Origin of the sequence: Pseudoalteromonas sp. S327, from assembly GCF_005886415.1 — a bacterium.
In the GTDB taxonomy this organism is placed as follows: Bacteria; Pseudomonadota; Gammaproteobacteria; order Enterobacterales; family Alteromonadaceae; genus Pseudoalteromonas; species Pseudoalteromonas atlantica.
Genome location: NZ_PNDP01000039.1, coordinates 1 through 20,309, shown reverse-complemented (window position 1 = coordinate 20,309; position 20,309 = coordinate 1). Strand labels below are relative to the sequence as shown.

General features: G+C 41.2%; 22 protein-coding genes. 11 read left to right on the top strand and 11 right to left on the bottom strand.

Annotated elements, in window-relative coordinates; genetic code table 11:
- From CWB60_RS12985 to ampD, 5 genes are all read right to left on the bottom strand, one after another.
- Positions 1-128: biotin/lipoyl-containing protein (locus CWB60_RS12985; RefSeq protein WP_138628009.1), on the bottom strand; the 128-nt coding region annotated here is incomplete at its 3' end.
- 10 nt (positions 129-138) lie between these two features.
- Entirely contained in the window at positions 139-2,805 is a 2,667-nt protein-coding gene (gene aceE, locus CWB60_RS12980) for a pyruvate dehydrogenase (acetyl-transferring), homodimeric type (RefSeq protein WP_138579879.1), read from the bottom strand.
- A 90-nt stretch (positions 2,806-2,895) separates the two neighbouring features.
- Positions 2,896-3,645 carry a pyruvate dehydrogenase complex transcriptional repressor PdhR gene (gene pdhR, locus CWB60_RS12975; protein WP_004588597.1) on the bottom strand — a complete coding sequence of 250 codons (750 nt, stop codon included), beginning with the start codon at positions 3,643-3,645 and terminating at the stop codon, positions 2,896-2,898.
- 404 nt (positions 3,646-4,049) lie between these two features.
- Positions 4,050-4,901, bottom strand: a complete 852-nt coding sequence (gene ampE, locus CWB60_RS12970) for a beta-lactamase regulator AmpE (protein WP_138579880.1) — start codon at positions 4,899-4,901, stop codon at positions 4,050-4,052.
- 13 nt (positions 4,902-4,914) lie between these two features.
- Positions 4,915-5,469, bottom strand: coding sequence for a 1,6-anhydro-N-acetylmuramyl-L-alanine amidase AmpD (ampD, locus tag CWB60_RS12965; RefSeq protein WP_138579881.1), 555 nt, complete (start codon positions 5,467-5,469; stop codon positions 4,915-4,917).
- 218 nt (positions 5,470-5,687) lie between these two features.
- Here ampD and nadC point away from each other — a divergent pair, with 218 nt between their 5' ends.
- The 7 genes from nadC to yacG all read left to right on the top strand — a co-directional run bounded on the left by nadC (position 5,688) and on the right by yacG (position 12,484).
- Complete coding sequence (nadC, locus tag CWB60_RS12960) at positions 5,688-6,539, top strand: carboxylating nicotinate-nucleotide diphosphorylase (protein WP_138579882.1); 852 nt, start codon at positions 5,688-5,690, stop codon at positions 6,537-6,539.
- A gap of 469 nt (positions 6,540-7,008) precedes the next feature.
- Complete coding sequence (locus tag CWB60_RS12955; protein WP_138579883.1) at positions 7,009-7,440, top strand: pilin; 432 nt, start codon at positions 7,009-7,011, stop codon at positions 7,438-7,440.
- 86 nt (positions 7,441-7,526) lie between these two features.
- Complete coding sequence (locus tag CWB60_RS12950) at positions 7,527-8,756, top strand: type II secretion system F family protein (RefSeq protein WP_138579884.1); 1,230 nt, start codon at positions 7,527-7,529, stop codon at positions 8,754-8,756.
- An 88-nt stretch (positions 8,757-8,844) separates the two neighbouring features.
- Positions 8,845-9,747 (top strand): prepilin peptidase, encoded by a 903-nt coding sequence (locus CWB60_RS12945; protein WP_138579885.1) that lies wholly within the window; start codon positions 8,845-8,847, stop codon positions 9,745-9,747.
- Position 9,748: 1 nt separating this feature from the next.
- Entirely contained in the window at positions 9,749-10,393 is a 645-nt protein-coding gene (gene coaE / locus CWB60_RS12940; protein WP_138579886.1) for a dephospho-CoA kinase, read from the top strand.
- A 122-nt stretch (positions 10,394-10,515) separates the two neighbouring features.
- Positions 10,516-12,192, top strand: a complete 1,677-nt coding sequence (gene pilB / locus CWB60_RS12935) for a type IV-A pilus assembly ATPase PilB (RefSeq protein WP_138579887.1) — start codon at positions 10,516-10,518, stop codon at positions 12,190-12,192.
- Between the two features lie 52 nt (positions 12,193-12,244).
- Positions 12,245-12,484 carry a DNA gyrase inhibitor YacG gene (gene yacG, locus CWB60_RS12930; protein ID WP_138579888.1) on the top strand — a complete coding sequence of 80 codons (240 nt, stop codon included), beginning with the start codon at positions 12,245-12,247 and terminating at the stop codon, positions 12,482-12,484.
- A 73-nt stretch (positions 12,485-12,557) separates the two neighbouring features.
- Here yacG and CWB60_RS12925 read toward each other — a convergent pair whose 3' ends face one another.
- Entirely contained in the window at positions 12,558-13,049 is a 492-nt protein-coding gene (locus tag CWB60_RS12925) for a Spy/CpxP family protein refolding chaperone (RefSeq protein WP_138579889.1), read from the bottom strand.
- Between the two features lie 175 nt (positions 13,050-13,224).
- On the opposite strand from CWB60_RS12925, the gene CWB60_RS12920 reads away from it, so the two are divergent.
- From CWB60_RS12920 to CWB60_RS12910, 3 genes are read left to right on the top strand one after another with little or no spacing between them, the layout of a single operon-like run.
- Positions 13,225-13,914 (top strand): response regulator transcription factor, encoded by a 690-nt coding sequence (locus tag CWB60_RS12920; RefSeq protein WP_138579890.1) that lies wholly within the window; start codon positions 13,225-13,227, stop codon positions 13,912-13,914.
- Positions 13,892-15,307, top strand: a complete 1,416-nt coding sequence (locus CWB60_RS12915; protein WP_138579891.1) for an ATP-binding protein — start codon at positions 13,892-13,894, stop codon at positions 15,305-15,307. The genes CWB60_RS12920 and CWB60_RS12915 overlap by 23 nt, the downstream gene beginning before the upstream one ends.
- Before the next feature lie 2 nt (positions 15,308-15,309).
- Positions 15,310-16,257 (top strand): alpha/beta fold hydrolase, encoded by a 948-nt coding sequence (locus CWB60_RS12910; RefSeq protein ID WP_055252664.1) that lies wholly within the window; start codon positions 15,310-15,312, stop codon positions 16,255-16,257.
- Here CWB60_RS12910 and CWB60_RS12905 read toward each other — a convergent pair.
- The gene (locus CWB60_RS12905; RefSeq protein WP_029773365.1) at positions 16,217-17,134 is read right to left on the bottom strand and encodes a cation diffusion facilitator family transporter; all 918 of its coding nucleotides are present in this window, start codon (positions 17,132-17,134) and stop codon (positions 16,217-16,219) included. The genes CWB60_RS12910 and CWB60_RS12905 overlap by 41 nt on opposite strands.
- Before the next feature lie 108 nt (positions 17,135-17,242).
- Here CWB60_RS12905 and trmL point away from each other — a divergent pair, with 108 nt between their 5' ends.
- Positions 17,243-17,707 carry a tRNA (uridine(34)/cytosine(34)/5-carboxymethylaminomethyluridine(34)-2'-O)-methyltransferase TrmL gene (trmL, locus tag CWB60_RS12900; RefSeq protein WP_004588612.1) on the top strand — a complete coding sequence of 155 codons (465 nt, stop codon included), beginning with the start codon at positions 17,243-17,245 and terminating at the stop codon, positions 17,705-17,707.
- A gap of 96 nt (positions 17,708-17,803) precedes the next feature.
- Here trmL and gpsA read toward each other — a convergent pair whose 3' ends face one another.
- Genes gpsA through CWB60_RS12880 form a run of 4 tightly spaced genes read right to left on the bottom strand, consistent with a single transcriptional unit; the run spans position 17,804 to position 20,055 of the window.
- Positions 17,804-18,811 (bottom strand): NAD(P)H-dependent glycerol-3-phosphate dehydrogenase, encoded by a 1,008-nt coding sequence (gpsA, locus tag CWB60_RS12895; RefSeq protein WP_138579892.1) that lies wholly within the window; start codon positions 18,809-18,811, stop codon positions 17,804-17,806.
- A 3-nt stretch (positions 18,812-18,814) separates the two neighbouring features.
- Complete coding sequence (gene secB / locus CWB60_RS12890) at positions 18,815-19,300, bottom strand: protein-export chaperone SecB (RefSeq protein ID WP_004588614.1); 486 nt, start codon at positions 19,298-19,300, stop codon at positions 18,815-18,817.
- Between the two features lie 34 nt (positions 19,301-19,334).
- Complete coding sequence (gene grxC, locus CWB60_RS12885; RefSeq protein ID WP_004588615.1) at positions 19,335-19,592, bottom strand: glutaredoxin 3; 258 nt, start codon at positions 19,590-19,592, stop codon at positions 19,335-19,337.
- 31 nt (positions 19,593-19,623) lie between these two features.
- Entirely contained in the window at positions 19,624-20,055 is a 432-nt protein-coding gene (locus CWB60_RS12880; RefSeq protein ID WP_004588616.1) for a rhodanese-like domain-containing protein, read from the bottom strand.
- Between the last annotated feature and the right edge of the window lie 254 nt (positions 20,056-20,309).

The window sequence follows — 20,309 nt, the reverse complement described above, 5'->3', positions numbered from 1 at the left end:
GATGCTTTATCGCCTTCAACGGTTAGTAGCGATTGATCAACATCTACTTTGTCGCCAACGCTTACTAAGATTTCGGTTACTTCTACGTCATCGCCACCGATATCTGGTACATTAATTTCAATACTCATTGCAAACCTCTTATGCGTACAGTGGATTTAGTTTGTTTGTGTCAATGTCGAACTTTTTAATTGCTTCAACAACCACTGACTTTTCAACATCACCACGTTTAGCAAGTTCAGATAACGTAGCAACAACCACGTAGCTTGCATTAACTTCAAAGTGACGACGTAAGTTTTCACGGCTATCAGAGCGTCCGTAACCATCTGTACCAAGCACTTTATAGTTGCTGCTTGGAATAAATGAACGCGCTTGCTCTGCGTAGTTTTTCATGTAGTCGGTCGCAGCAACAGTCACTGAATCGTTTAATACGCTAGTGATGTAAGGCGTTTTTTGCTCGCTTTCTGGGTTAAGCATGTTGAAACGCTCAACGTCTTGACCGTCACGGGTAAGCTCATTGAATGATGTTACTGAGTAAACATCAGAAGCAATACCGTACTCTTCGCTTAAAATGGCTGCAGCTTTGCGCACTTCAGTCATGATAGTACCTGAGCTTAATAACTGTACGTTGGCTTTTTTACCTTCGTAGCTTTCAAGCTTGTAAATACCTTTACGAATACCTTCTTCAGCGCCTTCTGGCATTGCTGGTTGATGGTAGTTTTCGTTCATAAGCGTTAGGTAGTAGTAAATGTTTTCTTGGTTTTCACCGTACATACGACGAATACCATCTTGAATAATTACCGCTACTTCAAATGCGTACGTTGGGTCGTAAGAAATACAGTTAGGAACCGTATTTGCAAGAATATGGCTGTGACCATCTTCGTGCTGTAGACCTTCACCATTTAGCGTAGTACGACCTGCTGTTGCACCTAATAAGAAACCACGTGCTTGCTGGTCACCCGCCATCCATGCCATGTCGCCAACACGTTGGAAACCAAACATAGAGTAGTAAATGTAGAATGGGATCATAGGTAAATCGTTAGTGCTGTAAGATGTTGCAGCAGCTACCCATGACGACATTGCACCTAGCTCGTTAATACCCTCTTGAAGAACTTGTCCTGATGTTGCTTCTTTGTAGTAAGAAACAATATCACGGTCTTGAGGGGTGTAGTTTTGGCCATGTGGATTGTAAATACCGATTTGACGGAATAAACCTTCCATACCAAATGTACGTGCTTCATCAGCAATAATTGGCACAATGTTTTTACCAATGCCTTTGTCTTTTAATAACACGTTCAGTGCACGTACAAAGCCCATTGTGGTAGAAATATCACGCTTTTGCTCTTCAAGTAGCGGCTTAAACGCGTCTACTTCTGGCAGTTTTAGCTCTTCCGTAAACTTAGGAATACGTGTAGGTGTGTAACCTTTAAGTGCTTCACGGCGTGCATGTAAGTACTTGTATTCTTCTGAACCTTCTTCAAGCGTTAAGTATGGAAGATCTTTAATTTGCTCTTCTGATACTAAGTCTTGTAGGCCTAAACGATCACGTAAGTGTTCAACATGGCTCATGTCCATTTTCTTCACTTGGTGCGCAATGTTTTTACCTTCAGCTGCTTCACCCATGCCGTAACCTTTTACAGTTTTAGCAAGAATTACAGTAGGACGGTCGTTTGTTTGCTCAGCCTTTTTAAATGCAGCATAAAGTTTAGATGGCTCATGACCACCACGCTTAAGCGCAAAAATTTCGTCATCCGTCATATCAGCAACAAGTGCAGCTGTTTCTGGATAACGACCAAAGAAGTGCTCACGTACGTACGCGCCATCTTTAGCTTTGTATGTTTGGTAATCACCGTCAATTGTTTCGTTCATCAATTGTAGTAATTTACCCGATGTATCTTTCGCTAGCAGAATATCCCATCCGCTACCCCATACAACTTTAATTACGTTCCAACCAGCGCCTTTAAATAGGCCTTCTAGCTCTTGAATAATTTTACCGTTACCCATAACTGGGCCATCTAAACGCTGTAAGTTACAGTTAATTAGGTAACATAGGTTGTCTAGCTTTTCACGTGCAGCGAAAGAAATTGCGCCGCGTGATTCTGGCTCATCCATTTCACCGTCACCTAAAAACGCGTATACACGTTGGTTTTTAGTGTCTTTTAAGCCACGGCCATCTAGGTATTTTAAAAAGCGCGCTTGGTAAATAGACGCAATTGGACCTAAGCCCATAGATACCGTTGGGAACTGCCAAAATTCAGGCATTAATTTAGGATGTGGGTATGAAGGAAGGCCTTTGCCATCTACTTCTTGACGGAAGTTATCAAGCTGTTCAGCTGTTAAACGACCTTCAACAAATGCGCGTGCATAAATGCCCGGAGAAATATGGCCTTGGTAGTAAACTAAGTCACCGCCGTCTACCTCATTTGGCGCTTTAAAAAAGTGATTAAAACACACTTCGTAAAACGCAGCTGATGATTGGTAAGACGCCATATGGCCGCCTAAGTCGAGATCTTTTTTCGATGCACGTAATACAATCATGATTGCATTCCAACGAATAATCGAACGAATACGACGCTCAAGGTTTACATCCCCTGGGTAAGCCGGTTCTTGATCTACTGGAATAGTATTAACGTAGTTAGTTGTTGTGCCAGTTGGCATATCAACGCCGTCTAAACGGGCTTGCTCTAACACTTGCTCAAGTAAAAACTGAGCTCGTTCAACACCTTCTTCGCGCACAACTGATTCAAGAGCTTGTAACCACTCTTGTGTTTCTAGCGCGTCTACGTCAATTTTATTGACTTCAGACATATGGAGGTTTCCTTATGTTTAAAATACGAATGTTGTTAATTTAATACCACGTATACCTAATTTAGTGTGTTCTAAGTACAGCGTATTAGCTTAATTTTGTTTTGTGCGTCTTAAACTACGTTCAATTCGCGAATGCTCTTTACCCGCTTCAAGTAATGCTTCTTCAATAAAGGCTAAATGGGCATTACTGGCTAAACGGGCTTGTTCTGGATTGCCCTCAATTACGGCATCCATTAATAAGCGCCTGTGCTGGGCTAATTGATTGCTTATATCTGGTTTTTTTAATAAAACCGTTAAGTTTTGCAATACATTTTGTTCCAGTAGCGCTTGCATGCCTCGCACTAAGTGAAGTAAAACCACGTTGTGTGAGGCTTCGGCTACACTAAAGTGAAACGCATTAATTGCTTTGGCTTTTAGCTGTAAATCGTTATTAACTTGGGCGATTTTATCAAAGCTTTGTTTAACTTTGGTAAAATCGGTGCTGGTACCACGAAGCGCAGCATAATAAGCCGCGATCCCTTCAAGCGCATGACGAAATTCAAGTAAATCAAACTGTGATTCAGGATGCTTACTGATCAAATCAAATAGCGGATCAGTGAGCCCCTCTTCAAGCTGGTTCTTTACAAACGTGCCACCGCCCTGCCTACGAGTAACTAAACCTTTTGCTTCTAGCTTTTGGATGGCTTCGCGTAGTGAGGGGCGAGACACCTCAAACTGTTTTGCTAGTTCGCGCTCTGGCGGCAGTTTTTCACCTGGCGCTAATGAGCCCTCAAGAATCATGTTCTCAAGTTGCTGTAAAATAACATCAGATAATTTTGCTGCTTTAATCTTTAAAGACATTAATCAACGTCCACGTTGTATAAATACTAAAAAGCCTAATTTTTAAGGCCTAGAGCTTGACCATTTACCCAAGAGGTAAATTGGTCATACCAAAAATTTTCAATAAGGTATCAAAAAGGCAAATAACTGTCAATTTACGGTTTATTTGAGCAATTAAGCTAGCGTAACGCATTTTGAACGAAGTTCAAAACAGTACAAAATTGTGGATGTTTTGTGCAAACGTTAACAGGATGAAAACAAATGGTCTGACCAGAATAAATTAGAATATTCACTCTAGTTGAATTTATTGAAGAAATTAGTTTTTGAGTCAAAAAGGTGGGAGCGGCGGGTTAACCCCGCGACTAATTATCTTGCCGCGATACTCACCGTAAGCGCGGCGTTCATTGCGCGATATAAAATCGCGACTACGATAAACCGCCAAATAAAGTAAGCAGTGCAATCAGTACTAAATAAAAGAGCACATTGCGTTTAACGAGCTTAATCATACAGGTAGCTTCAACGGCACATCCGTAATAACGCTGTTCTACTTGTTCGGCTGCAAGGGCTGTACATGTAACTACTTTTCGGTTTGATGTTTTAAAATCCAGCACATAATCCAACCAACAACTTGTCCCTTTATTAAAGTTACCAATAACTAAGTAGCCAAAGCTTGCAACACGCGCAGGTAGCCAATCTAGCCAAAATAATAATTTATGCAGCAACTTAAAGCGATTAGCAAACACCACTTTGTGGTTTTCTTTCACTAAATCGGCAAGTGTACGCACTATTGCATACAATACTGCTCCTGGGGCGCCAAGCACAACAAACCAAAAAATTACGGCGCAGTAAAATCTAAAGTTGATCCACGCTAAGGTTTGCCCAAATGTTTCTCCGCCTTCCTCATCCTCTAAGTGTTTTTGCCCCATTTGGAGTGCGTATAATGAAGCAGCGGTTTTATCATCTCGCGTTAATGCATTTAAGTACGACTTATATAAAGCCCGGTGCTTAGCACAACCAAAGCACACTAATAAAACCACAACATTTATAGCTAATTGCCACAGTACAAAGTCAGAAAGAACATATATAAGCGCCACAGCCACTACCGGCAACACTAGCCAAATTAAAAAGCCAATTGCCGAGCCAAACAATCCATTTTCATTAAGTAATTTACCCGAACGGTTTAAATAACCATTAGTGTAATAGCTAATTTGCCAGTACTGAGAGCGAGCCCCTAAGCGCTCAAGTATTAGTGCAATAATTATAGAAACTAAAATCATGATGGCGACTCACTTAATTTGCTTGATCTAGCCTGCCTATATAAGCAGACCAATTAAAACTTTCCCCAGGGTCGGTTTTTCGCCCAGGTGCTATATCGCAATGCCCTACTATACGCTTTGTGGTAATAAACGGGTAGCGAATCATAATAGCCTTTGTCAGGTTATGTAAGCTTGTGTACTGCGCCTGAGTATAAGGTGTGGTATCTGTGCCCTCAAGCTCAATACCTATACTAAAATTATTACACGCACTTTGCCCAGCATACTCAGACTGCCCAGCATGCCATGCGCGTTTATTAAATGGCACATATTGAATAATCTCGCCTGTACGTTTTATAAAACAGTGCGCCGAGACTCTAAGCCCATTTAAATCACAAAAGGTGGGGTGCGCATTACAATCAATCTCACCCATAAACAGGGCATCAACGTGTTCGGTGCCAAATTGCCCGGCCGGCAGGGAAATATTATGAATAACCAACAGCGAAATATCGGTATTTTTAGGGCGCTCATCAAAATGCGTACTGGGCCGCAGTGTTATATTAGCGACAACGCCGCTTGAATCTATTTGCATTATTTTAAAACCACGGTATACATAAGCTTGATGCTAAAGGATTTAAATACAGAATGATAGCCATTACGGTTAGCCAACATGTAACCGCTTAGCAAAGCGGCTTTTAGCGGGTGTGCTCTATATGCAGGTGTAATAGCCTCACTTATTTAAAAGCGCTTCTCTTAGCTATTTAAACATAGTAAAATTTGCTTAATTTATTAACACTTATGAGCCTTCATATGTCAATTTCGCACTCGCTTATTACTCAACTTGTTACCCTCGCCTTAGATGAAGATCTAAATTATCAAACTGCGCAAGATGGTGATATAACCGCGCAACTTATCCCGCAAAATGAGCATACAAATGCCAAAGTGATTACCCGTGAAGATTGCGTTTTTTGCGGCAAAGACATTATTACAGAAGTGTTTAAGCAAGTAGATTCAAGCGTTGAAGTAAACGTATTAGTAAATGATGGCGACTTTGTGCCAGCAAACAGCACCATATTTACCGCTAAAGGCGCTGCCCGCTCTATTTTAACCGCCGAGCGTACTGCGCTTAACTTTGTACAAACGCTTTCGGGTACCGCAACCACCACTGCAAATTATGTAAAAGAGCTTAGCGGCACCACAACCCAACTGCTCGATACCCGTAAAACAATACCCGGACTCAGGCTACTTCAAAAATACGCTGTAAAATGCGGTGGCGGTGCAAACCACCGTATAGGCCTATTCGATGCGTTTTTAATTAAAGAAAACCACATAGCAGCGTGTGGCGGTATTGATAAAGCTGTCGCACAAGCCAAGCAAAACCACCCTACAAAACCAGTAGAAGTAGAAGTAGAGTCGTTACATGAACTCGAGCAAGCCATTAATGCAGGTGCCGATATAATCATGCTCGATAACTTTAGTGTGGAACAAATTCAACAAGCTGTTGTCATTACTAATAAGCGCGCTAAATTAGAGGTTTCTGGCAATATGACGCTAGAAACAGTTAAAACTTACTCACAAGCAGGTGTCGACTTCATCTCCAGCGGCGCGCTTACAAAAAATTTACAATCAATCGATTTATCGATGCGTTTTGAGCAATTTTAAAACAACACATTTAACTTAACTATAGCTAATCAATTGACAATCTAGGAAAAAAGACTTTAAATAAGCCAAAAGAGCTACTTTGTAACATTTTGTTAAATAAAGTATCCTTTTTAGAAAAATATGGGTGCTATACACTAAAAAAAAGTGTTACACTAATCCAGTTGTATTACTTCCTTGAAAAATATAGTGATAAGTAACTACTTTTTGTTTCAATCTTAAAAAAATACCTAAAAGATTAAAGCAAATGGTCAGTATGTTTCCTATATTTAGTCTACTTTGTGTTTAGGTAGCCTGTGTAAGTTGCAACATAATGAACTCACATTTAGCTTTTGTGTTTCATACCTAAGGCTAAAAGTACGTGAAAATTTATTTTTAAGTAAATCTGTAAAGTTAATCAGGTAAATTAAGCTTGGCACTTTCGCCACTAACCTGACTACTTTACAAAATATTATCCTTTAGGAGAGGAAACATGAAAACAATGACTCAAAAACAACAGGGTTTCACCCTAATCGAATTAATGATTGTTGTAGCAATCATCGGTATTCTTGCTGCAGTGGCTTTGCCTGCTTACTCAAATTACCAAGCATCATCAAAATTGACAGCTGGTTTAGCTGAGATAACAGGTGCTAAAACAGAAATGGAAATAAAAGCGAACAGCGGCACTGCTGTAGCTGATGTTACAGAGTTAACTGCAATAAAAGATGCAACTACACAAAACTGTACTATTACTGCATCAATGACTGCTGCTGGTGTAGGTACTATTGAATGTGCTATTGAAAATGCACCTTCTCAAGTAAGTGCTGCTACCTTGACTTGGTCACGAGCTACTGATGGGGAGTGGACATGTGCAACTTCTGGTGCAACTGACGCAACTCTTGCTCCTTCTAGCTGCCCACAATAAATCAAAACTTTAAAAAAAACGCTCTATTGAGCGTTTTTTATTAACTTTGATTTTTCTACCTCTAGCTTTTTTAAGTTTTTATTACTATGTCAAACAAAACACAAGATAAAGGCCTTGATACCTTTCAGTGGGTTGGGGTAAGTGCACGGGGGAAAAAGCTTGAAGGTGAGCTAACAGGTTCAAGTATTGCCCTCGTCAAAGCACAGCTTAGAAAGCAAGGAATAACCCCATCAAAAGTTAAGCGTAAGCCAAAACCCCTATTAGGCATACAAAGCACTCAAAAAATCACGCCTAAAGATATTGCTTTAGTTACACGCCAAATTGCCACTATGTTAATGGCCGGGGTTCCATTAATTCAAGCTATCGAGATGATTGGTTCAGGCTCTACTAACAAAAGTGTTGGTAAGTTAATGGAAACTATTGGCGATGAAGTAAAAGCAGGGCTACCTCTCTCACAAGCACTCAGAAAACATCCCCGTTATTTTGATGATTTATATTGTGATTTAGTGGCATCGGGTGAGCAGTCGGGTGCGCTTGATAAAATATTCGACCGTGTTGCTTTATACAAAGAAAAATCAGAAGCGCTTAAATCAAAAATTAAAAAAGCCATGTTTTATCCTATCTCAGTATTGGTTATCGCTGGTATTGTTACCTCTATCTTACTTATTTTTGTAGTGCCTCAGTTTCAAGAGATATTTGCAGGCTTTGGCGCACAGCTTCCTGCCTTTACCTTATTTGTAATTGGCATATCAGAATTTATGCAAGCATATTGGTGGATAATCTTAATAGCACTTGTTGGTTTTGGTTATGCGTTTAAAGAAGCCAAACTCAGAAGTTTAAAACTCAGAGATGCTACCGACAGGGCTATATTAAAACTCCCTGTAATTGGCATGATTTTAAATAAAGCCGCTGTTGCACGATATGCTCGTACGCTTTCGACCACCTTTGCTGCAGGTGTACCCCTTGTTGATGCACTGGACTCTGCTGCAGGCGCCTCCGGCAATGCAGTGTATCGCTATGCTATTTTAGATATAAAAGCAGAAGTGAGCTCGGGTAACCAAATGAACTGGGCGATGCGTAATGCTAAAATATTTCCAGATATGGTGATTCAAATGGTGGCCATTGGTGAAGAGTCTGGCTCGCTTGATGGTATGCTTGCAAAAGTAGCGACAATTTACGAGCAAGAAGTTGATGATGCAGTAGATGGCTTATCTAGCTTATTAGAGCCGCTTATTATGGCCGTACTCGGTGTGCTTGTAGGTGGCCTAATTGTTGCCATGTACTTGCCAATTTTCCAGTTGGGTTCTGTAATTTAAAAACATAGCTGTAAGCAAAATTGTAAACGCTAATTAATAGCTTGCGAAATAAAATTGGCTTATAAATGGCCTGAAGTTAGGTATTTTAATGGAAAATCTTTTTCTTGATATAACCACCGTAATGCAAAGCCAGCAGTGGTTTTATTTTTTAACTGTGAGCTTAGTAAGCCTGTGTATTGGTAGTTTTTTAAATGTGGTTATTTACCGGCTGCCACTGATGATGCAACGTGAGTGGCAAAGTGAATGCCGATTATTGTTAGAAGATGAACTCACAACTAAACCTTCAAAGGCTAGCACCACTGAGCCTTTTAACTTAGTAAAACCTAATTCTACCTGCCCTAAATGCAAAACGGCTATTAAGCCTTGGCAGAATATACCCGTTATTAGTTGGATTTTACTTAAAGGTAAATGTGCAAGTTGCAGCAATCCTATCTCTGCTCGTTATCCTGCCGTTGAGGTAATTACAGCCATACTAAGCATTACTATCGCTTATAGTTTTGGTGCAACAGAGCAAGCCCTTTTATATATTTTTGTAACGTGGATTTTAGTAGCACTCACCTTTATTGATATTGACCACATGCTACTGCCTGATCAACTTACTTTACCGCTAGTGTGGCTGGCACTTATTGCCGCTGTTGCTGGAATTACAATTACGCCAAGTGATGCAATTATGGGTGCCGCTTTTGGTTATTTAAGCTTATGGAGTGTGTTTTGGTTATTTAAGCTATTAACCGGCAAAGAAGGCATGGGCTATGGCGATTTTAAATTGCTAGCCGTGTTTGGCGCACTTCTTGGTTGGCAATCACTTTTAACTATTATTCTGCTTTCAAGCATAGTAGGTGCAATTATAGGTATTGCTCTATTAAGCATTCAAGGTAAAGACAAAGCCACACCAATCCCTTTTGGCCCTTATCTAGCCATAGCTGGTTGGATAACACTATTGTGGGGCAGTCAGATTCAAAATATGTATTTTAATTTAATTGGCTATTAATATGGCTGAGCAAACAACTACGATAAATAACTGGGTGCTAGGCTTAACGGGTGGTATTGGCTGCGGTAAAACAGCCGTTAGCAATATGTTTGAAGAGCTTAATATTACTGTAGTTGATGCCGATATAATTGCTCGTGATGTAGTAGAGCCAAATAGTGAAGGGCTAAATGCTATTGCTGAACACTTTGGTGAGAGTATTTTACTACCCGATGGCACATTAAACAGAGCAGTGCTGCGCACTAAAATATTTACCAACAATGATGATAAAGAGTGGCTTAATGCTCTATTGCACCCACTTATTCGAGAGAGAGTACTCACTGATTTAAATAATGCAACCAGTGCTTATGTTGTATTAGTTGCGCCATTATTGTTTGAAAATAAACTTAACACATACTGCAACCGTACTTTATTAATTGATGTACCACTGCCTGTACAAATTGAACGTACTATTAAACGCGACAATATTAGCCTTGAGCAAGTAAATAGCATTATAGCATCGCAAATGTCGCGTGAAGAAAAACAACAAAAAGCCGATGATATCCTTAATAATGACCGCGAGTTACCGCTTGTTCATGCAGAACTTGTTGTTCTTCATAAAAATTACCTACACTATGCTTTAAACAGTAAAACTAAATCCCATTACTAGGGTCATAACTTACATAAATTTATATTTTAGTTAGTAAAATCACTGCAAAGAACGAAAGATTATGTAATCCCTTCTTGTTTCTGATAAATTGCTTACTATTGAAGGAATAATACAGGTGCGCAATGAATATTAACTCACCGTTATTGAGAAAATTTATAACGCTTGGCCGCATTGATGCCGATACCGTAAAAGCAAAACAGCAAGAGTTTGCCTCAACCGCTGAGCTTATATCTAAATGTGGAAAAATTGACAGCAACGACTTAGCTGAACAATGTATAGACTTATTTCGCGTACCGTATTTTGATTTAAAAGACTTCGACCCTGCACAAATCCCCGAAGATTTAGTTAAAGAAAAGCTAATACGTAAACACCACATTTTACCGCTGGTTCAAAAAGGCAGAAAAGTATACATTGCCGCCTCCGATCCGACTGACTACGGCGCCTTTGAAAACTTTGAATTTAGCACTGGCTTATCGTGCGAAATAGTCGTGGTTGATTACATTCAACTGGATAATAAAATTGAGCAACTTCTTGATGCCGCAGGCAGCTTAGATTTAAGCGCCGATGAATTTAAAGAGTTTGCCGACTTAGATAATGAAAACTCTAAAGAGACCACACCTAAAGATGATGATAAAGACGATGCGCCAATCATTGTTTATATTAATAAAATTTTAATGGATGCCATTAAAAAGGGCGCCTCCGATTTACACTTTGAACCTTACGAGCATAAATACCGCATTCGCTTTCGTATTGATGGTATTTTGCATGAAGTTGCCAACCCCCCTAATACTTTAGCGAGTAAGCTATCGGCGCGTATAAAAGTCATGTCGCGCCTTGATATTGCAGAAAAACGTAAACCACAAGATGGCCGTATTAAATTAAAGATTACCGAGCGAAAAAGCATCGATTTTCGTGTAAGTACTATGCCTACGTTATGGGGCGAAAAAATAGTAATGCGTATTCTTGATTCATCAAGCGCTATGCTAGGTATTGACGTATTAGGTTACGAAGAGGATCAAAAAAAGCTCTATATGGATGCGCTTGGGCAACCACAAGGTATGATACTTGTAACCGGCCCTACCGGGTCGGGTAAAACAGTATCGCTTTATACTGGTTTAAATATACTTAACCAACCAGAGCGAAACATTAGCACCGCCGAGGATCCGGTAGAAATAAACCTTGAAGGGGTTAACCAAGTACAAATAAACCCCAAAGCCGAGATGACCTTTGCCAACGCCCTGCGTGCCTTTTTACGTCAAGATCCAGATGTGGTAATGGTTGGTGAAATACGTGACCTAGAAACCGCAGAAATTTCAATTAAAGCGGCGCAAACAGGTCACTTAGTGTTATCAACACTGCATACCAACTCAGCCCCCGAAACCATAACGCGTTTATTAAATATGGGCGTGCCTGCGTATAACGTGGCAAGCTCAATAAGTTTGATTATTGCCCAGCGCTTAGCTAGGCGTTTATGCCCTAAATGTAAAACCCCAGAAACACTGCCAGCAGAAGAATTAGCTCGTCAAGGCTTTAGCACAGCACAAATTGAAGACATGACACTATACGCACCCAAAGGCTGCGAAAATTGCACCGATGGTTACAAAGGCCGTGTAGGTATTTACGAAGTAATGCAGATTACCCCTGAAATTGCACAAATTATTATGCGCGGTGGTAATTCACTCGAAATAGCAGAGGTTTCTCTGCAAGCTGGGTTTAATAACTTGCGATTATCGGGTTTACGTAAAGCCGCAGATGGTTTAACGTCTTTGGCTGAAATAAACCGCGTTACAAATATGTAGAGTTAGTAGCGTTAAGTACATGTGCTTAACGCGTAATTGTAGAGAGTAAAGTATGCCAACAATTGTTAACTGCCCAACCTGCAAGAATAAAGTTGAGTGGTCACAGCAAAGCCCCCACCGCCCTTTTTGTTCTAAGCGCTGTCAGCTTATAGACTTGGGTGAGTGGTCGTTTGAGAACAATAAAATCTCAACGCCTATTACCTCGGCGAACCAAATTAGCCAAGATATGATTGAAGATATTGAAGATATTGAAGAAATGATGGCTAAAAACGATGATGACTTTTTTAAATAAACCTTTTTCACCTTCTTAAACAACAAAAGCCAGTATTAAGCTGGCTTTTTGATGTGTTGGGTAAAGAATATAATTAGCCTCTTTGCTTACGATGCTTTTTACCCATACGCTTTTGCATTTTAGCAAACTTTTCTTGCTGCTCAGCGTTAAGCACCTGCATTACTTGATGCTGTGTTTTTAGTTTAATTAAACCAATTTCAGTGCCTTTTTCGTGGCGTGCATTTATTAGCTCTTTCGCCGCGTTTTCGTCAAATGTTGGAGCGCTAAGTAGTGCATCCATTTTAGCTTTATGCGCTTCGCGTTCAGCTTTACGTGCTTCTTTATCAGTGCCACGTAGTGCTTTCATTTGCGCTTTTTGCGCTTCAAAAATAGCTTCAAGCTTAGTTTGTTGCTCGTCAGTTAAATCAAGCTTGTCGGCACCGCGCTCAGATAATAAAAAACGCGCTTGAGAGTGACCTTGCTTATCGTGCATGCCGCCTTTTGCTAATACGCTACCGGCACCAAGTGTAGCCGTTGCTAGACCACAAATAAGTACTAATTTTGAAAGTGTATTTACTTTAGTCATAATCATCACCTTAATATTGGATGGATTGAATTTGGTTGTGACTGCTAAGCCAGTGAGTTAACTATACCCCTTGCAACGCAAAGTAACGCAAAGCAGTGTAAAGGTTGTGTAAAGATTCACTTTTGCACAATTTACGAAGTAAAATAACCATATAGAAACTGCCTAAGGGTTTGAAATGAAGCTATTAATGATTGATGACGACACAGGTTTGTGCGAACTACTTACTGAATATTTAGCCGCACAAGGTTTTGAGGTACAAAGCGTTCACGATGGCGAGCAAGGCTTAAAACTTGCCCAAGCAAACGACTACGCGCTGATATTACTAGATGTCATGCTCCCCACCCTTGATGGTTTTGAGGTACTTAAACAACTTAGGCAAACCAAGTTAACGCCGGTCATTATGCTCACTGCAAAAGGCGAAGACTTTGACCGCATTTTTGGCTTAGAGCTTGGCGCTGACGATTATATACCCAAACCCTTTAACCACCGTGAGTTGCTTGCTCGCGTAAAAGCGATTACTCGTCGCATAGAGCACATAAATAGCTTAAATGTTGCAACACCCAGTAAAATAAATATAAACGGCATTACGGTTAATTTGGCAGCGCGTGAGGCAACCATTAGCGACCACCCCCTTACACTTACTGGCACAGAGTACGAGGTACTCGTGCTATTAATTAAAAATGCCGGCGAAGTTGTCAGTAAAGAGCAAATAAGCGAGGAAGTACTGGGCAGGCGCTTAGCCTCGTTTGATCGCTCAATTGATATGCACGTTAGCAATATTCGCAAAAAAATAGCCGAGCACATCCCAGGCGAGCGAATAAAAACAATGCGAGGTACAGGCTATGTTTTCATCCAAGGGGAGTAATAAGCATTACTTTGCCTGGCTAAAGCACCCTAGGCATTATTTATTTTTTAAAATATTTGCTTGGTTTTGGCTGACGATAACGGGGACTGTAGCAGCGCTTATATTTTTAAGTAACATTACTGCAATCAATGCTGTAAGCACTGAGTCTCTGCGTGGACCAATGAAAAAAAACCTAATTTACACAGCCAAAAGTATTGAGCGAAGTGTAACTAAGCACAAACGCACGCTTGCCGATGTTTTAACGCACCCTAGGCTTTCAAAACGCAAAATTTTATATTTAGCTACAGCGCAACCCGAAGACGCATTAAGTAATAAAGAGATACCCGCCGAAATAGACTTGAATTTACTTAGCTTTAGCCAAAACTTAGCACCACAGATTATTTTTACCGAAAAGTACCAAGCTTTTGGCCCAGTACTAATCACTGTGCCCGAGGGGCAATTTTACCTTTACGAAATCGATATTAACCACCAACCGCCTTTACTCATGCGTTTTAAGTTAATGCCAAATTGGATGAAAGTCTTGGTGGCTATTTTTGCCTCTTTAGTACTGAGCTTTATATTTAGCCGTAACTTAATTGCCCCAATTAACAGCCTTAAAAAAGCAGCCATAAAACTGTCATCAGGCGACTTATCAGCGCGTGTTGCCATACCTGCTAACAGAAAAGACGAATTAGGGGTGCTTGGCCGCGACTTTAACAGTATGGCCAATCAGCTTGAGCAACTTATTAGTGCTCAAAAGCGTTTGCTTGCTGATATATCTCACGAGTTGCGCTCCCCACTTACGCGTTTAAAAATGGCAACAGGCCTTGCTCAAATGCAAGCCAACGAGGCAAGCCAATCGTATTTATTACGGATAGAAAAAGAAGCGAATCAACTTGATAAAATGATTGCTGATGTACTGCAAGTCTCACGTTTAGAAGCGCAAAGCCAAGCACTGTCTCTTCAAAAGCAATCGTTAAAAGATATAGTAGAGCACGTATTAAACGATGCGCAGTTTGAAGCCAAGCAAAATACTAAAACACTTACTTTTAGTGGCAATGCCGATGTAATGCTAAGCTGCGATGAATCATTAATTGCCAGCGCACTCGAAAACCTATTACGTAACGCAATAAAATACGCGCACAGCAACATTAGCTTTAACGTACACTATAACAACCAAATCTATATAGAGATTTGCGACGATGGCCCTGGCGTTCCAAATGAGCAACTGAGCAAGCTTTGTGAGCCCTTTTTTAGGCAATCTGATGCTCGCGACAGAGTAAGTGGCGGCACAGGGCTTGGCTTAGCTATCGCTAAAAATGCTATTATTGCCCACGGCGGTAGTTTAGCGCTATCTAATAAAGAAAAAGGCGGGCTTTGTGCCAATATCACCCTGCCACTAATTAAAGAGTAAACATGTTTTACAGTACCGAATCAGCGCTTGAAAGTAACCAAGCACGCATTAATCACTTTTACGAAAATGTACTTAATAAAAACTATTTTAATGCATCTGAAGGTAAACTGTTTTTTGCTTACGCAGTGCCAGAAACAGCTAACACTGCCATAGTAATTAGCTCTGGGCGCATAGAAGGGCTTGAAAAATACAAAGAGCTACTGTGGGAGCTTTACACGAATAACTATGCGGTATTTATAGCCGACCACCAAGGGCAAGGCCGCTCGTATCGACCGTTAAAAAATAAGCACAAAGGGTATGTAAAACGCTTTAGTGACTACAGTGCCGACTTAGATTTATTTAACCAACATATTGTAAATAAACACTGGCAAGGCAAAAAAATATTATTAGCCCACTCTATGGGCGGCGCTATAGCGTACGATTATTTTGCAAATTACCCGCATACTTTCAGCGGTGCGTTTTTATCTGCGCCCATGTTTGATATTTACACTAAAGGTATTCCTAAACCGGTAGCTAAATTTATAGCCCGCGCCGCCACAAAGCTCGGTTTTGGCTACAGTTATGCGCTAGGGCAAAACGATTACAACCCAGAAGAATTTGCGCTTAATACCTTAACCAGCAGCCAAGTGCGGTACAACCTCTTTAGGCTCACTTATCAACAACAGCCACTTTTACAGTTAGGCGGCGTTACATATGGCTGGTTAAATGCAAGCTTTGCTTTTATGTCTGCCGTGGATACCCACACAATCAACCTCCCTATTTTTATTGCCAGCGCACAAAACGATGAAGTGGTTGATAACAACGCGCAACAAAAGCTCGTAAATAGGCTCCCTAACGCCGAGCTGAAAAGCTTTGCAGGGGCTAAGCACGAGCTATTGTTTGAACGCGACGAAATTAGAAAACCTGTGCTTATGCGCTTGTATCAGTTTTGTTCTTCGTTTGATACTTAGGTACCACCGAAAGCGGATCTAGATGAATTAAAATATCAACCTCAGAGTCAAAGCGCTCGGCAAGCGCCTTTTCTACATCGTCAGCCACATTGTGGGCACGTATTAAACTTAAATGATCATCAAGCTCTAAGTGCATTTGCATAAACTTAATTTTACCGCCTTGGCGAGTGCGAATATCATGTACACCGTGTACATCTTTATGTGCGTTAGCAATATCTAAAATACTTTGCTTTTCATCATCTGGGAGTTCTTTATCCATAAGATGATCGGCACTCTCACACGCAATATCCCAACTGTTATAAAGTAAGTAACCGGCAACGCCTATAGCAAACAGCGGATCTGCGTATAACACCCCATAGTACGAGAGCAAAATAGCAAGTAATACCGCCGCATTTAAAATTAAATCCCCTTTGTAATGCACCGAGTCTGCTTTAATAGCGATGGATTCGGTATGCTTAACCACTTTGATCTGAAAAAACACAATCACTAACGTACAAGCAATAGCAAATATACTCACCCACACACCTAACAGTGAATGACTAAGCACAATTGGGTTAAATAATCGCTCAATACCGTGAAACGCCAATAAGCACCCCGACCCTGCTATAAACGCAGCCTGGCCAAGTCCGGCTAGGGCTTCTGCTTTGCCATGACCAAAACGGTGATCGTCATCTGCTGGGCGCAGTGCATACCCTAGCACTAAAAAGCTCATGGCAGTGGCGGTAATATCCATTAATGAATCGGTTAATGAGCCAAGCATAGAGGCTGAACCCGATGCCAACCATGCCCAGGTTTTAGCGGCTATCATTAAGCTAACCATAACCATGGTAACTATGCTTGATGTTTTAACCCAAAATTCGTAACTACGGTGATGCACGTTAATATTCACTACTTGCGGTATTCAATGGCGCGAGTATATCATTTTTTTTACCGGTTTCGTGTATACTGCCACTCGTCAAATTATAGATTAATAGAAAGGCGCATTATGCTGGATATCGTTTTATATCAACCTGAAATTCCACCAAATACAGGAAATATCATACGCTTGTGTGCAAACACAGGTTACTCATTGCATTTAATTGAGCCATTAGGTTTTGAGTGGGACGATAAGCGAGTAAAACGTGCCGGGCTAGATTACCACGAGTTTAGTAACGTACAGCGCCATGCCTCGTTTGAAGCCTACCTTGAAAAGTGCCAACCTAAAAAAGTGTATGCATGCACCACTAAAGGCAGCCAGTTTCATCATGAGGCCAGTTACCAAGCAGGTGATTGCTTGGTGTTTGGGCCAGAAACTCGCGGCCTCCCCGATGAGATGATTCAAGCGCTGCCTAACGATCAGCGTGTGCGCATTCCTATGCAGCCCAATAGCCGTAGTATGAACCTATCTAACGCAGTGGCGGTATTCGTTTATGAATCTTGGCGCCAGCTAGGCTTTCCTAACGCGCAATAAGCACCTTGTACCAAACAATAAAAAACCGACATAGCGTCGGTTTTTTAATAGCAAAGCAAGTTCATGCTTTTAATAAAGTGAGCATTATATGCTCATTTATTCGGCGCGCTGCTCTCGGCCTAATAGTGCCATGGCGGCTTCTTTCATATCTTTATTTTCATAAAGTACTTTATAAATTTGCTCAGTAATAGGCATTTCTACACCGGCGCGTTGTGCTAATAAATACACTTCTTTTGTGTTTCTAAAGCCTTCAACAACTTGCCCTATAGACTCAATTGCAGCATCAACCCCTTCACCTTTACCTAATGCCAAACCAAAGCGACGGTTGCGCGATTGATTGTCGGTACATGTTAAGATTAAATCGCCAAGTCCGGCCATACCCATAAAGGTTTCTTGCTTTGCACCTAAGGCACACCCTAAGCGCGTTAGCTCAGCTAAGCCGCGAGTGATCAGTGCAGTACGCGCATTAGCACCAAAGCCCACCCCATCAGACATACCTGCACCAATGGCTATTACGTTTTTAACCGCGCCACCTAACTGAATGCCAATAAAGTCATCGTTGTTATACACGCGGAACGAGCGCCCACAATGGAGTAAATCTGCAAGTTGTTGCGCAAACTCCGTTGAGGTAGCCGACACCGATATCGCAGTAGGTAGCCCTATTGCCATTTCTTTTGCAAAGGTTGGCCCTGATAAAACCGCAAGCGGCATCTCATCACCTAGTTCCTGCAGGGCAACCTCTTGTAACAAGCGACCAGTATTTGGCTCAAGCCCTTTTGTTGCCCACGCAACTTGCGCACCTTCAACCAGCGCAGGTTTAATTTGCTGCAATGTATCTGCAAAGGCATGGCTTGGCACAACCACAAGTACAATGGCACTGCTGGCTACGGCTTGTTGTAAATCGGCTTGTAATAAAAGAGTGTCGGGGAATGGTACATCAGGAAGGTAACGTTGATTTTTCCGCTCAGCTGCAAGCGTGGCAACGTCGTCGCTATTGCGACCCCAAAGTGTCACTTGGTGACCATTTCGGGCTAAGCAAATAGCAAGAGCGGTGCCGTAAGACCCCGCTCCTAATACAGTAACAGCTGAAGTTGCTGTACTCATAAATTATGCGTCTGCTGAAACCTGCTCAGCTTGCGCAGTACGTTGTTGCATGTATTGTGCAAATAACGCATCAAAGTTCACTGGCGCAAGGTTAAGCTGTGGGAAAGTACCCCGGTTAACAAGATTAGATACGGCTTCACGCGCGTATGGGAATAACACGTTAGGGCAGTATGCACCTAGCATATGTGCTAGTTGTACTTCTTCAAGCTCACCAACTGTAAAAATACCGGCTTGCTGAATTTCACATAAAAACGCAGTTTCTTCACCAATAGAAGCAGTAACCGTTAATGCTAAAACCACTTCAAACACACCTTCGTCTAGCTTATTAGAGCGCGTGTCTAGGTCTAGCTTAACTTCTGGCGTCCATTCTTTTTGAAAAATCGCAGGCGAGTTAGGCGTTTCAAACGATACATCTTTAGTGTAAATACGTTGAATAGTAAATTGTGCGCCACCTTCTTGTGCTGCTGCGTTTTGATTTTCTTCGTTCATTGTGCTTCCTACGTGTTAGTTTTTATAATTAAAATTAAGCATTTAGCTTAGCGTCAAGTTTACCTTGCGCTTCAATAGCCATCATGTCGTCGCAGCCACCGATATGTTCATCATTAATAAAAATTTGCGGTACTGTGCTTGCGCCACCTGCTTTAGCAATCATTTCATCGCGAAGCTCTGGTTGAACACCAATATCAATATTTGTGTACTCAACGCCTTTACTGTTTAAGAGTGCAAGAGCACGTTGGCAAAATGGACAGTACGCTTTGGTGTATAAAACAACATTACTCATAATAAATCCTCTATCGGTACTACTAAACTGATTAGCGACCTGTTGTAGTTGGAAGGCTGGCAGATTGCCACGACCCCATACCACCTGATAATACATAAACCGATTCAAAGCCTGCTTTATGCATTGCATTAGCAATACCTTGAGCAGTCATGCCTGTGGCACATACTAGTATAATGGGTTTGCTCTTGTGCTTTTCAAGGCTTGAAAAGTCAGATTGTTTTGCTTTTTCAGGGCTTAAGTGTTCAGCACCCGCAATACGACCTGCGTTAAATTCTTTTTGAGCACGAATATCAACTACTTTGCCATCTTCACGATTAATAAGAAGTGTTAATTGCTGTGGGTTTATTTCTCTCACTGCTGAAAACTTGCTCTTTATCCAGCCGCTTACAATAAGGAATACAAGACCAACCCAAGCTAGGCTTAAAATAGGATGATTTGTAATAAATTCAATATATTGATCCATTCTACTTCCACTATGAAATTATGTTCTAAATCTAGGGGCGTGTTGGCCTTTGTGGATTGAAATTTGTTCAATCTAGGGGCGATTAAATCGCGGCGCGAGATTTGTAACCTAGTGGGCTAAGTAAAAACCAAGCAAAGCTTCCGCGTCCTGCTCACGCCCCTTACCTACATCCATGTAGGCAACAAAAAGGTAATAGCCCCTAGAAAAAACCCTACGGGCAGCGCATGTTTGGTATTTATGCTACGTTATCGCCT

What these genes read in the sequence shown, in the direction of transcription:
- CWB60_RS12945 (WP_138579885.1), top strand. Translation starts at nt 8,845, where the DNA reads ATGGAAAATCTTTTTCTTGATATAACCACCGTAATGCAAAGCCAGCAG.
- gpsA (WP_138579892.1), bottom strand. Translation starts at nt 18,811, where the DNA reads ATGAGTACAGCAACTTCAGCTGTTACTGTATTAGGAGCGGGGTCTTAC.
- CWB60_RS12955 (WP_138579883.1), top strand. Translation starts at nt 7,009, where the DNA reads ATGAAAACAATGACTCAAAAACAACAGGGTTTCACCCTAATCGAATTA.
- aceE (WP_138579879.1), bottom strand. Translation starts at nt 2,805, where the DNA reads ATGTCTGAAGTCAATAAAATTGACGTAGACGCGCTAGAAACACAAGAG.
- CWB60_RS12950 (WP_138579884.1), top strand. Translation starts at nt 7,527, where the DNA reads ATGTCAAACAAAACACAAGATAAAGGCCTTGATACCTTTCAGTGGGTT.
- ampD (WP_138579881.1), bottom strand. Translation starts at nt 5,469, where the DNA reads ATGCAAATAGATTCAAGCGGCGTTGTCGCTAATATAACACTGCGGCCC.
- grxC (WP_004588615.1), bottom strand. Translation starts at nt 19,592, where the DNA reads ATGAGTAATGTTGTTTTATACACCAAAGCGTACTGTCCATTTTGCCAA.
- coaE (WP_138579886.1), top strand. Translation starts at nt 9,749, where the DNA reads ATGGCTGAGCAAACAACTACGATAAATAACTGGGTGCTAGGCTTAACG.
- CWB60_RS12920 (WP_138579890.1), top strand. Translation starts at nt 13,225, where the DNA reads ATGAAGCTATTAATGATTGATGACGACACAGGTTTGTGCGAACTACTT.
- nadC (WP_138579882.1), top strand. Translation starts at nt 5,688, where the DNA reads ATGTCAATTTCGCACTCGCTTATTACTCAACTTGTTACCCTCGCCTTA.
- CWB60_RS12880 (WP_004588616.1), bottom strand. Translation starts at nt 20,055, where the DNA reads ATGGATCAATATATTGAATTTATTACAAATCATCCTATTTTAAGCCTA.
- CWB60_RS12910 (WP_055252664.1), top strand. Translation starts at nt 15,310, where the DNA reads ATGTTTTACAGTACCGAATCAGCGCTTGAAAGTAACCAAGCACGCATT.
- pilB (WP_138579887.1), top strand. Translation starts at nt 10,516, where the DNA reads ATGAATATTAACTCACCGTTATTGAGAAAATTTATAACGCTTGGCCGC.
- CWB60_RS12925 (WP_138579889.1), bottom strand. Translation starts at nt 13,049, where the DNA reads ATGACTAAAGTAAATACACTTTCAAAATTAGTACTTATTTGTGGTCTA.
- secB (WP_004588614.1), bottom strand. Translation starts at nt 19,300, where the DNA reads ATGAACGAAGAAAATCAAAACGCAGCAGCACAAGAAGGTGGCGCACAA.
- ampE (WP_138579880.1), bottom strand. Translation starts at nt 4,901, where the DNA reads ATGATTTTAGTTTCTATAATTATTGCACTAATACTTGAGCGCTTAGGG.
- trmL (WP_004588612.1), top strand. Translation starts at nt 17,243, where the DNA reads ATGCTGGATATCGTTTTATATCAACCTGAAATTCCACCAAATACAGGA.
- yacG (WP_138579888.1), top strand. Translation starts at nt 12,245, where the DNA reads ATGCCAACAATTGTTAACTGCCCAACCTGCAAGAATAAAGTTGAGTGG.
- pdhR (WP_004588597.1), bottom strand. Translation starts at nt 3,645, where the DNA reads ATGTCTTTAAAGATTAAAGCAGCAAAATTATCTGATGTTATTTTACAG.
- CWB60_RS12915 (WP_138579891.1), top strand. Translation starts at nt 13,892, where the DNA reads ATGTTTTCATCCAAGGGGAGTAATAAGCATTACTTTGCCTGGCTAAAG.